Consider the following 12,504-nt stretch of genomic DNA (forward strand, 5'->3'; position numbering starts at 1 on the left):
AGAACAATTTCCTTGTATGGCGCAGTGACGTTTAGTCCTGTAAAACCTTCCTGAAAGCAACGCTCGAGCATATCCGCAAGTTGTACGCGTTCTATATCAAACACTTCATACTCACCTTGCATACCGTAATGCGTAAGCGCTGCCTGATGTAATTTTTGCGAAAGCGAATGTGCAATGTTCTCGCCAAGCAAACCGAGTTTCATCTTACCGCTCCTGTCAACGCTTGGAGTTCTGAAAAAAATGTCGGGTAGGATATTGCGGCACACTCTGCGCCAAGCAACGTTGTTTCACCGGAAGCGCATAACCCGGCAATAGCGAAACTCAAGGCGATACGATGATCCATTTGACAATCGATTACCGCGCCTCGCAACCGCTTCACGGACGCGAATGCGAAACCGTCGGCGAACAACTCACAATCGACTCCCATTGCGCGAAGCCCATTCACTGTAGCGATTATCCGGTCGGACTCTTTATTTCGCAACTCGTTAGCGCCACGGACAGAGAATGCTCCGCCCGATGCCGCCGCGAGAACCGCTAACAAAGGAATTTCATCAATAACTGCCGCAACCGTAGTCTCATCAATCATAAAGGAAAGCGCACCCGCGGATTTACAGCGAAGCGTTCCCATCGGTTCGTTGCCTGAATTATTGGTTTTCGTAATTTCGATTGCTGCGCTTTGTTGTTGGATCTGTTCGATGAATCCAGTTCGAGTTGGATTTACCCCAACTGCATCGATGAACAGTTCGGAATTGTCTAACAATAGCGCTGCCGCAATCCAATACGCCGCGCTGGATACGTCGCCTGGTATCGTATCCGCAGGAATATCGAACTCACAATTTTTATCGATTTGCCATTCGATAGCTTCACCGACCTTATACGGCTGTAATCCGAGCAACCGTTCGGTGTGATCGCGCGTCGAGGTTGTTTCCACGACAATCGTTTCTCCAGTGGCAAACAATCCTGCCGCCAGCACCGCGGATTTTACCTGTGCGCTGGCGATAGTAGGGGTGTAGAGTATACCATGTAACTGAGCTGGTTGGACATTAATCGGCAAGCATCCATTCGTAGAATGGATCGCAGCACCCATCTCACGCAATGGTTTCGCGACGCGATCCATCGGACGCAGCGATAGCGATGCATCGCCCACGAGGGTTGCCTCGCATCCTTGCCCCGCGACAAGACCCATAAGCAGACGCATCGTTGTACCGGAATTTCCACAGTCGACATCCGAAAGTGGCGATTGCCAATCCTGCAAACCCCTTATCGTAACAAGTTGTTGGGAGGGCGACATTGCTGTTCGCGTAACCGTGCAACCAAATTGCTCGATTGCTCGAAGCGATTGGAATACATCCGCGCCACATCGATCAAGTAATATTGTCGAAATTTTTGGAAGGATACCGGAAAAGAGAATGCGACGATGGGAAATCGATTTATCGGAAGGGACAGTTACTCTTGCTCGCAGCGGTTTTTGCGGCGCTGCGATTCGCACGTTCATCGCTCGAACCGTCGATTCACCGCTGAAGCGAGGATCGCAATTTTATCTGATAACTCGAAGAGTTGTTCGGGGTATAGCGATTGGTCACCATCGGATAAGGCAACTTTCGGATCGGGGTGAAACTCGACGATGAGTCCATCAGCGCCGGCGGCGATGGCGGCTTGCGCTACGGGCAGCACCAAAGAACGGTCGCCGGTAGCATGACTGGGATCGGCAATAATCGGCAGTCTACTAATTTGTTTAATTTTGGGAATAATCGTTAAATCGAACGTACTGCGCGAGAAGTCGTCAAAGGTGCGGATTCCGCGTTCGCATAAAACAATCTGGTCGTTTCCCTCGGCAAGGATGTACTCCGCGGCATTCAACAACTCAAACAGCGTCGATGACATCCCACGTTTTAACAACACCGGACGTTTACTCTTACCGGCGCGACGCAGCAAACTAAAATTCTGCATATTGCGCGAACCGATTTGCAGCATATCGGCGATAGGCTCGAGCAAATCGACATGTTCGGGATCCATCACTTCGGTAACAATCTTGAGCCCAAACTCATCGGCGGCATCACGCATCATTCGGATCGCTTCGTAACCGTACCCCTGAAACGAGTAGGGCGAAGTACGCGGCTTGTAACCACCGCCGCGCAAGAGTTTCGCGCCCGCTTGCTTTGCTAAATTCGCGCTGGCGCGGATTTGCGCTTCCGATTCGACGGCGCAGGGTCCCGCGATTAGAATAAGTTCAGAACCACCAAAAACGACATCGCCAACCCGTACGAGATGAGCTTCGCTTCCCTCGACTTTTAATACGCCGGGGGGTGCGAATTGTGGCTCAGTCGCACCGGGAAAACCGATGTTCTGATGTGCTGGGATGTGGGTTCCGATTGCCATTGTTTGTTCGTTACAGTCTTTCTATGATATACGTCAATATTTCTATGGTGTGACCAATAATTTCGCATATTCCGGTTGCGAGCGCAACTATTGCTCCAAGGTCCCGTTCTCATTAACGTTTAGCGACAACAGCGCCCGAATTGCCTGACGGTCAGGTTTACCGGTTGGCAATAAAGGTAACTCAGGTAACAGAAGCCAGCGTTTTGGTAACTTGTAGCGCGCCAGTTGCCTGCCGAGATAGTCCACCAACATCACTGAATCGACGCGATCACTGTGTTTCGGGACAACTACCGCCACAACCAACTCTCCCCACTCCTGGTCGGGAACACCTAACACCACAACCGAAGTCACTTCCGGATGTTTTAACAAACATAGCTCAATTTCATGAGGTGCGATGTTTTCGCCACCGCTGACAATTCGATCGCTGCGACGACTTACAATTGTCAAAGCATCGTCAGGATTTAAGTATCCGAAATCGCCGGTTTGAAACCATCCGTTTTGCATTGGTGATACGATGCCCGTCACGGTTTCGTAGCCATCGAACAACGCAGGGCTGGCAACCCAAACATCGCCAACTTCATTGATTGGCAAAGGAGTATGCGATTCGTCGCGGATCTCGATGCGAACTCCGGGCAGCGGAATACCGGCGGTGCTGCGGATTTCAGTTGTTGCGTGAAGCGGTACGGTTGTTATCTGCGAACCGGTTTCACTCATACCATACGTTGCAAGTATCCGGTGATCGCGCAACAGCAACTCTTCGGTTGCCATGCCACCACCGGCGAGCATAGATCGAAATTTATCGGGAAACCGATAATTGGGCATCGCTTGATAGAGGCGCTCGAGGGAAGTGGGTACCATTGCGGCGCGAGTAACGCCGGCTTGCTCGATGAACGACGTTATTGCGGTAGCATCACGAAGTTGCTCCAGCTCCGGCAAGACAATCGAACAACCGCAGCTCATTTGCTTGAACAGTGTACTAATGCCGCCGATATGAAACAGCGGTAACGTGAGCAACCAACGATCCTCGGCAAGTAGTTGCAGATGCTCGACCGATATCTGTGCATGGCTAACCAACGCGTTCCACGACAGTGCAACCCGTTTCGGTTCACCACTGCTCCCGGATGTATACAGGAGTAATGCTAGTTTGGCGGGAGAGAAATCCAGAAGTGTATTATGCGCAGAATTCTCTTCTACCAGTTGCGTTACAGGTACTTTGTTAGGATGATTGACACGATGATTATTTGCAGCATCGACGAGTAATAGATCCAATCGAGCAGCATCGATTTCCCGTTGCAACTGTTCGTCTCGCCAATTTAGCGGCAGTGGTATGAGCGTGTTTCCCGACGCCCATACTGCATGAGCGGCAAAAATACATTCCTTACTATTTGCCGCAAATACCGCGATACGATTTCCACCAGTCGAATCCAACAATTCCTGTAACGCATTGGCAACGCACTTCACTTTGTGATTGAGTGTGGAAAATGTGAGCTGTTCGCTCATACTTTGCAATGCAAGGGAATCTGAGAGTTTCTCTGCTGTGCTGGTTAAGGGATACACGCTAACGACTCCGAATCTGGGTAAGAATCTCCGGGGAAAGCGTCACTCCGATTCCCAGCGTGGATGGTATGTGAGCGGTGCCTTGCATGACCGGAATGGGATTCGAAACAATGTCGGATGTGAAACCACTTTGCGTCATAATCCCCATCGCGGTATCGCAATTTATTGCGGCTGCGATCTGTAAGTACATCGCATTGGCGACCGCCGAATCCATCGCCGACGACAAGACGATTTTTCCTCCGGCATTTCTGACCTTTCTGCAAAACTCGATAGTCTGATCGATAGAACCAATTACCATCGGTTTGATTACAAATACTGCACTGGGAAAGCGTTGCAGCCACCAGACTCGATCTTCCGCCGATGCGATCGACTCATCCAATGCAATCGGAAGCGGCGATGTTTGTAGTAATGCAAGCAGTTCTGTCTTTTGTTCGCGCGGGAGCGGTTGCTCGATATACTCGATGGGAAGTTTCTCTGTCTGACGAATGATTTCCATCGTCTCTGAAACACTCCATTGTTCATTCGCGTCGATGCGCAGTGACGAAAATTGTGTGCAAGAACAAATCGCTTTGAGTACGGTTAAGAATTGGAGAGAATCCGGCAGCGATTTGCATTTGATCGTGGAATACCCTTGTTGCATCGCATTCTCAGCCGCAGCAAGTAATGTTTGTTCGGTCGTCCCCGATAACAAAGCGGAAAGCGTAACAGAGTCACTCGCATGTGGGTTCAGCAATTTCGCGATCGGTTGGTTTCGTTCTTTCGCCACTGCATCAATTAATGCTGTTGATAAAGCAAATTGCACCGACGGAGAGTGCGGGAACCAGGTGGAAAATACGTCTCGAAGCTGAAAGACGCCATTCTCGACAAAGAATTCCGGTTGCTTCTCTGCAATGAATCCACGACACTGCGATAGTTCACGAATCACGAAATCATCGGAGTCGTTACCCCAACCCGCCAAGGAAGCCGCTTCTCCGATCCCGGTGAGACCGGAATCGAATACAAGTTCCAATAAGTACACGGTTCTGGTTTTTGCGATTCGAGACCCGATGCGGGTAGGTTTTCGGAAGGTTAGCTCATGCGCCATCCAGCGCAACGATTGGAGTTTCATCGGGTGAGCGCCAACGAAAACAGAATGCCAAAGAGTAGTTGCAATCGCGCTGTTTGCGCCAAGCATTTTAGAAATGAGTCTTTATCGGTGCGGGTGAGAATTAGTTTCATCGGCTCAATTGCTAATGGAAGCGAAGCAAAAATGAGTAGAATCGAGACGAAACTGGTTTTGTCTAACAGGAATAGTACAAGCACCGCGGCACTGTATGCAAAAAGTATCGTAAGGATATATTCGATTCGACCAAAGGTATAGCCAAATCGTGCCGGCAAAGTCCACTTTCCCGCCGCCCGGTCATTGGGAATATCGCGTGTATTGTTCACCACGAGCAACGAAGTTGCGAGCATACCCGAAGCGACGCCGGCAATCACCGCAACGTACGACCACTCCAACGTCAACAAATTGTAGGTTCCCGCTACTGCAACGATACCGAAAAACAAGATGACAAACAGCTCACTCATTCCCCGGTAAGCAATCGAATACGAGCCGGCAGTGTACCAGACACCGCACGCAACCGAAGTCAAACCGATTGCGACAATCCACCACCCGCCACGTAGCGCAAGCGGAACTCCCACCAGAATTGCGATGGCAAAGATTGTCCAAAATCCGATTTGAACGACCGTTGGTTTGAGAATGCCCGCTTGTGTTACTCGTGTTGGTCCAATTCGCATTTCGTTGTCGGTCCCTTTGCGAAAATCGTAATAGTCGTTCGCGACATTCGTTCCGATTTGAATGAGCAACGCTGCAATGAGAATCGGTAACACCCAAAGCGGCGCAAACTGCGGATGCGACGAAGCGAGCGCAAATCCGATGGCAACCGGAACGACCGATGCAATCAGGGTTTTCGGACGTGCCGCCAGCAACCAAGGGTATAGTTTCTCAAGCATTGGAGTTACGGCAATCGAGGAAATTTCTCGAAATCGGGCGTTCGTTTTTCGAGATAAGCTTTCTTTCCTTCTTGTCCCTCTTCGCTCATGTAATAAAGCATCGTCGTGTTGCCCGCGAGCTCTTGAATTCCCGCCTCGCCATCGGTGTCAGCATTAAAAGCGGATTTTAAACAGCGGAGCGCCATCGGAGAAAGCGCCAACATTTCACGGCACCATTGCACTGTGGTCGCTTCCAGTTCCCGGAGCGGTACGACTGTATTGACCAACCCCATCGCTAACGCTTCCTGCGCATTGTATTGGCGGCAGAGGAACCAGATCTCTTTCGCTTTTTTATGACCGACGATGCGCGCCAAATAACCGGCGCCGAACCCGCCATCGAAACTACCAACTCGCGGTCCCGTCTGACCAAACCTGGCGTTCTCCGCAGCAATCGTTAAATCGCAAACGATGTGCAATACATGACCGCCGCCAATCGCATAACCGGCAACCATTGCTACCACTGGTTTTGGCAGACTGCGAATTTGTTTTTGTAAATCGAGTACGTTTAAGCGAGGAACGCCTTGTTGATCGACGTATCCTTGCTCACCGCGAATACGTTGATCGCCGCCGCTGCAAAACGCCAAATCGCCAGCTCCGGTAAGGATAGCTACTCCGACATGCGGATCTTCGCGAACATCGTAAAATGCGGATTGCAATTCCACCAAAGTCAACGGGCGAAATGCATTCCGCACTTCGGGACGATTGATGGTAATCTTAGCGATCCCTTCCGCTTTTTCGTAAACGATATCGGTATAGTTTCCACATTTCTCCCAATTCGGAATCGACATTTTGTTTCCTTTCCTCGAAAATCGGCTAACAAATTTAGCGGTTTGCATTCCCGGCAAAAAACGAAATCATGGTCGACAACAGCTCTACCGGCGCTTCCGTGAGCACATCATGTCCGCAATCGAAATATTTCACTTTCCACTGAGGAATCTTTGCAGCAAGCTGTTTCGTCAACTCGCTGTACTTATCATCGCGAGTACCTGCCACTAGCATCGCCGGGAAATTCACTTTGCACAATTCCGGAAGTACATCCGGTTGGTTACCCACCGAAAACAACCGAAGTGCTTGCGATAATTGTTGTGGGTCTTGTCGCAGCCATTGATTCCGCATTGCTTTTGTTTGCAGAGCGTTTACATTCTTACGCGAAGCGAGTAATGGCAACTTACTCCAATACTCAGCGAACCACTCCATTCCGTTTATACTAATGTTTTTCGCAAGCAGCTCATCGCTCTGCAATCGCTGCGCTCGTTCGATGGGATCGGCGATGCCGGTTGTACCGCTGATAAACATTGCACTGTGAATGTTTGCGGGATGCTGTGCCGCATAAACGTAGGCAAGCCGCGCGCCCATCGAATACCCAACAATCCGTAGCGGTTCGGATAACTCCGTTGTGAGAATTTCATACAATGAATCTGCCACTGCGGCAATCGTATCCGAAGTGTCCGAATCGATTTGCGAATAACGATGACCCAGTAAATCGGGAACCAACAGAAAATACGTTTCGCAAAGCTTACGGACGAACGGCAGCCATACGGAACCGGAGACGGCAAAACCGTGCAGCAATAACAGTGGCGGGTTTCGGGGATCGCCATACCGGGCAATGTGCCAACTATTCTTACGAGTACGAGATTTTTGGATATGTCGTTGACAAGCTGTTTCGAGAGTCGCTCTCGTCAAATTCTTATACTGCTGCGCGTTCTCTTCGCGCGGCGAACATACTTCCAATAGCCGCGGTTTCATCCAATCGATATCGGCAATTTCCGACAATTCACATCGATGGTAGGGAACGCCGAATGCCGCCGCCACTTTTTCAAAATCGGTTGTGTGCGGCGTGCCATGCGTTACTTCAAAACTCGACACCGCACGATGTTCAGTATTCTCAAATTCGGGAATCGTATAAGCAATGGGAAGATGATGAAAAATCCCACCGCCGTTATCGTTCAGCAGGAGAATCGTCAAGGGAACCTGTAATCGTGCTAGTAAACTCAGCGCGTTCAGATCGTGCAGCAACGCGAGATCGCCGGTTACCAATAACGTCGGTTGTTTAGTAGCATGAGCGATTCCAATTGCTGTCGAAAGCGTTCCATCGATGCCGTTAACGCCTTTGTTCGCAAAAACATGCTGCGGCTTCAAGGTGTCAAGAAAACGGTCGGCATAACGAATCGACATCGAATTCGCCAACACTACATTGGATTCAGTCGGTAGATTTTCGACAATACTTCGCATAGCTACGATGAACTGCGGTACAACAGAATTTGTCGCTTTGCTTTCGACAGCTTGCTTAACACGCTGTTCAATCGAGACGATATTGCGCGTTATTATATCAGGTGAACGTTGCGGCATTGCGGCAGTTAGTAACGTAAGAAGCACTACCGTATCTCCCTGCAGCGTTTGGGTGACGATATCGTCGGGATCGATCCGGTCGCGATGTTCTTGAATGCGAATCACCGATTTTGCGAATTTCATCCATGCGGCGATTGCCTTTGAGGTCGGATATTTACCTAACCAGATAACAGTATCGACGCCACAATTCTGTTGGCTGAGACATTGCGCAAGCAAATCGGGATAATTAAGTGCGGCAGTCGATGTGCGAACACCAGAGCATACATCGGCGAAAAGCGGCGTATTCGTTTGGAGCGCAAATTCGATAATCGCGTTTGTTGTTTCATCATTGCGGGCGGCATCGGGTCCTGCTACAATTGCAAACGAATGGGAATGCTGTAATGTCGTCCGGAGTTGACGGTTGATCCCTCGCTGTAAGGGCGATGTACTCACATCGCGTCTTTGAAAAAGCAACACTTTTCGAGCGATATCTTGTTGCGTTTTACTCCATTGCGCTTGCGTGATTTTCTTCTTGCCGGAAATTGGCTGCAATGGTTCATCGAATTGACAATTGATATGTACCGCACCGCCATCGCTGGCAATCGTCCGACGATAGGCATCGATTGCGAGAGTTATTATCTCCCGAGAACCTTGCCCGCTACTGACCGATGGTAACTGACTCGAGTGTACCGAAAACTTGCCGAAGATGTTCGACTGGGGAATGGTTTGTGGGGCTCCGCAATTTTGCAAATGGTCTGGTCGATCTGCTGTTAGAACAATCATCGGAACCTGCGACATGCGCGCTTCAACCACTGCCGGGAAGTGATTTGCGACGGCAGTACCGGAAGTGCAGATCAATACTGCTGGCACTCCGGTTACTTTTCCGATACCGAGTGCAACGAACGCCGCCGAGCGTTCATCGATATCGACAATGATTTCCAACCCTTTCGTATGCAGAGCGACATGCGCCAACGGTGTGCTGCGCGAACCGGGAGAAATAACGGCGGTGCGAACTCCGCACTTCACGATTGTCTCGAGTAGTATCGCAGCGCGAAGCCAGTTTTCGTTCGGCGGAATCAACGGACGCCGCCAAAAAGCAAGTTCCACATCGGCTGTAGTTTCAGTGTTGTCTCGTACCATTCGGAGCTGGCATTGGAACCGGCAACCACGCCAACCCCCGCATACAGCGCGGCGTAGGTCTCGTACAAGATTGCGCTACGAATTGCGACCGCAAACTCGGCATTTTCCCGGTCGACCCAACCGACTGGCCCGGCAAAATACAAACGACTGTGTGACTCGTACCTGGCAAGAAATGCCAGCGCGTCTTCTTTTGGATCGCCGCCGGTTGCTGGAGTGGGGTGCAACAAATGAAGAATCTCGTCGACAGAAATGTCGTTACGCAATTCACCTTGCAGTTCGGTGTACAAATGCTGAACGTGATTCGTTTTCTTGATCGTTGGATCGGGAACAACCGAACAACTCGAGCAGAGCTGCTGGAGATTCTGCGTCAAAGTTTCCACTACTATCCGTTGCTCTTCGCGATCTTTTTCACTGTTCAGCAACTCTTCTGCTAAAATTCGATCTTCGGCTTCGGTTGTTCCTCGTCGGCGGGTACCAGCTAACGCATCGACCGTTATTCGACCGTTCCGTATCGAAAAGAGCCTTTCTGGTGATGCTCCGATGAGTACTTCTGCACCTGCAGGAAAAAGGAATCGGTAGCAATGAGGCGAACGACGCCGCATCGTATCGAACAGCGATGAGAAGTGTAACGGGTTCGGCAACCGCCAGATTTCACGGCGGGAAAGTACCGCTTTCCGCAGTCTTCGCTCGGCAATTTCCGTTTGTAGATTGTGAATCAACCATTTCCAACGGTCGTAAGTTGCCGACAACTCAATCAAACTGGAAAATCCCGCATCGAACTCTTGCTCCGGTTTCTTTCCATCGATCCGATTCAGGTAGTGATCAATAATTGTTTGAGTGGATTGGTTATCGGTTTGGGATTGGATAACGAGTCCGATCCACTCGCTCCCAAGTTTTGTAATCGTGAGTTGGGGCATCACCCAAGCGGGCAATTCGTTCCATTTCCGGTGATCGAACGGTAATGCGCCAAAGCAGCGGGGTGTAACAGCAGTTTCAGGTAGCGATGCCAATGCTGTTTGGGCTTCGGCAGCGAAAAGAAATCGGGAAGTTTCGCCAAAGCAAACCCACTCCGTTTCATTCACTGCACTAACCCATCGGATAATCCCAGGGAAATTGGCAGTAAGAAAACGGTCGATTACATTGGGGGCAAGTTCGACGAGTGTCGATTTATAGCGTAGATTTTCCATCGAAGGAAGATAACAAGCCGGATTCGCGATACGAAACGTGATTCCATCGATCACAAACCCAATATGGCAAAAGTTCGAGAAGGCAGAGAGCAGGAGCAGGTCGGTGCGATGTTTGATCGCATCTCGTTTCGTTATGACCTGGCAAATCGGGTGCTTTCGTTTGGTATCGACCAGTTATGGAGAAACCGGGCAATCCGAAGCTTAGGGTCATTATCAGGTAAAACCTTACTCGATGTCGCTTCTGGTACCGGTGACATGCTGGAAATTGCCCATCGCCAATCCCGGGGAACCGCCCAACTCATCGCTTTAGACTATGCCAGAAACATGATGGTGTACGGTCGAAAGCGTCATCAAACGTTGCCAGTAGTATGGTTGCACGGATCCGCTGACACGCTGCCATTTCCCGACCAAACGGTCGATGCAGTCACAATTACCTTCGGAATTCGCAATGTAGCTGCCTATGAAACGGCACTCCGGGAATTCCACCGGGTTCTGAAACCGGGCGGGAAACTGGCGATTCTTGAATTTAGTATGCCGGAAAACATCCTTTGGCGGACGTTGTACGGTTTCTACTTCAACCGTATCCTCCCCATAGTTGGAGGAGGTCTTTCGGGTAATTTTGATGCATATCGCTATCTACCAGCTTCGGTACAGAAGTTTCCCTACGGTGCTGCGTTTAACAAATTACTTTACAATGCTGGGTTTTCTTCGATTCATAGCGAGACACTTACAGGAGGCATCGCTACCCTGTATACCGCTGATGTGAAGTAAGATCACATTTCTTTCCTTCAAAGTTTTCTTCATTTACCCGAATTTTTCGCAGTTTCTCGATTGTAGTATATTGTTCGATGACCCAAGTATGGGTTTCTCATTCTGAACTTCTATTAAACTGCCCGCGGTCGATACCGCGCCGACACACCGAAGGTTCTCCCATGAAAAGTATTCTCATCACCGGAGTTTGTGGACAGATTGGCACCGAACTCATCCGAAAACTCTGTAAAGAATTACCCACTGCGAAAATTCTTGCGACCGACATCAAGAATCCACCGGAATCGGTGCATTCGTTTGCCGACTTCCATTTGCTCGATGTCTGCAATTCCGCTGCGCTTGCAGAGTTCATTCGCAAGCATGAAGTCGATACTGTGTATCATCTTGCCGCTCTCTTATCAGCGACCGGCGAGCGAAATCCGGCATTAGCCTTTCAAGTAAACTTATCTGCCTTTTTTGACCTCTTGGAGGTTTCGCGAAATAATGGAGTCAAGCTTGTCGTGATGCCGAGCTCAATCGGTGCGTTTGGTCCCACCACCCCCCGCGACATGACCCCCAATTTAACGATCATGCGTCCAACCACCATGTACGGCATTACCAAGGTTACTGGCGAGCTGTTAATGGAATACTACTCGGCAAAGTTCGGACTCGATTGCCGCGGAATGCGTTTCCCCGGCATTATCAGCAGCGAAACCGAACCGGGTGGCGGAACAACGGATTACGCGGTTGACTTTTATTACAAAGCGGTCGAAGGAAAATCGGCAAACTGTTTCGTTAAAGAAGAAACTGTTCTTCCGTTTATGTATATGCCGGACGCAATTGATGTTTTGTGGGAGCTTGCCATCGCGGATGCCTCGAAACTCACGACCCGCACATACAATGTCACCGCGTTTAGTGCTTCGGCAAAAGAGTTTGAACAAGCAATCGCGGAGAAGATTCTCAACTTCAAAGTGACTTACGAACCCGATTACCGGCAGGCGATTGCCGACAGTTGGCCGAAGTCTCTTGACGATTCGCAAGCCCGCGCTGATTGGGGTTGGAATCCGAAGTTCGATCTCAGCAAAATGACAGTCGATATGATTCAGAATCTCCGTTTACGGCTAAAGCACTAATT

At 49.9% G+C, this 12,504-nt stretch carries 11 protein-coding genes; 2 read left to right on the forward strand and 9 right to left on the reverse strand.

What is annotated here, in order from left to right; all coding sequences use genetic code 11:
- The 9 genes from OEM52_00005 to OEM52_00045 all read right to left on the reverse strand — a co-directional run.
- Positions 1-203, reverse strand: a 203-nt coding sequence (locus OEM52_00005) for a shikimate dehydrogenase (GenBank protein ID MDK9698517.1), incomplete at its 3' end; no start/stop codon positions are given.
- The gene (gene aroA, locus OEM52_00010; GenBank protein ID MDK9698518.1) at positions 200-1,495 is read right to left on the reverse strand and encodes a 3-phosphoshikimate 1-carboxyvinyltransferase; all 1,296 of its coding nucleotides are present in this window, start codon (positions 1,493-1,495) and stop codon (positions 200-202) included. The genes OEM52_00005 and aroA, both read right to left, overlap by 4 nt.
- Complete coding sequence (gene aroF, locus OEM52_00015; GenBank protein MDK9698519.1) at positions 1,492-2,379, reverse strand: 3-deoxy-7-phosphoheptulonate synthase; 888 nt, start codon at positions 2,377-2,379, stop codon at positions 1,492-1,494. The genes aroA and aroF overlap by 4 nt, the downstream gene beginning before the upstream one ends.
- A gap of 87 nt (positions 2,380-2,466) precedes the next feature.
- Positions 2,467-3,936: an AMP-binding protein gene (locus OEM52_00020; GenBank protein MDK9698520.1), complete on the reverse strand. Its 1,470-nt coding sequence runs from the start codon at positions 3,934-3,936 to the stop codon at positions 2,467-2,469.
- A gap of 1 nt (position 3,937) precedes the next feature.
- Positions 3,938-5,044, reverse strand: coding sequence for a mandelate racemase/muconate lactonizing enzyme family protein (locus tag OEM52_00025; GenBank protein ID MDK9698521.1), 1,107 nt, complete (start codon positions 5,042-5,044; stop codon positions 3,938-3,940).
- Positions 5,041-5,928: a 1,4-dihydroxy-2-naphthoate polyprenyltransferase gene (locus OEM52_00030; protein ID MDK9698522.1), complete on the reverse strand. Its 888-nt coding sequence runs from the start codon at positions 5,926-5,928 to the stop codon at positions 5,041-5,043. Before OEM52_00030 ends, OEM52_00025 begins: the two co-directional genes overlap by 4 nt.
- Positions 5,929-5,933: 5 nt before the next feature.
- Positions 5,934-6,755, reverse strand: coding sequence for a 1,4-dihydroxy-2-naphthoyl-CoA synthase (gene menB, locus OEM52_00035; GenBank protein ID MDK9698523.1), 822 nt, complete (start codon positions 6,753-6,755; stop codon positions 5,934-5,936).
- A gap of 34 nt (positions 6,756-6,789) precedes the next feature.
- The gene (menD, locus tag OEM52_00040) at positions 6,790-9,435 is read right to left on the reverse strand and encodes a 2-succinyl-5-enolpyruvyl-6-hydroxy-3-cyclohexene-1-carboxylic-acid synthase (GenBank protein ID MDK9698524.1); all 2,646 of its coding nucleotides are present in this window, start codon (positions 9,433-9,435) and stop codon (positions 6,790-6,792) included.
- Positions 9,372-10,676, reverse strand: coding sequence for an isochorismate synthase (locus tag OEM52_00045; protein ID MDK9698525.1), 1,305 nt, complete (start codon positions 10,674-10,676; stop codon positions 9,372-9,374). Before OEM52_00045 ends, menD begins: the two co-directional genes overlap by 64 nt.
- Before the next feature lie 9 nt (positions 10,677-10,685).
- Between OEM52_00045 and ubiE the strand changes: the two genes are divergently transcribed.
- Both ubiE and OEM52_00055 read left to right on the forward strand, forming a co-directional pair.
- Positions 10,686-11,393 (forward strand): bifunctional demethylmenaquinone methyltransferase/2-methoxy-6-polyprenyl-1,4-benzoquinol methylase UbiE, encoded by a 708-nt coding sequence (gene ubiE, locus OEM52_00050; protein MDK9698526.1) that lies wholly within the window; start codon positions 10,686-10,688, stop codon positions 11,391-11,393.
- 161 nt (positions 11,394-11,554) lie between these two features.
- Entirely contained in the window at positions 11,555-12,502 is a 948-nt protein-coding gene (locus OEM52_00055) for an NAD-dependent epimerase/dehydratase family protein (GenBank protein MDK9698527.1), read from the forward strand.
- The last annotated feature ends 2 nt before the right edge of the window (positions 12,503-12,504 follow it).

The organism is bacterium (assembly GCA_030247525.1).
Taxonomy (GTDB): Bacteria; Electryoneota; JAOADG01; order JAOADG01; family JAOADG01; genus JAOTSC01.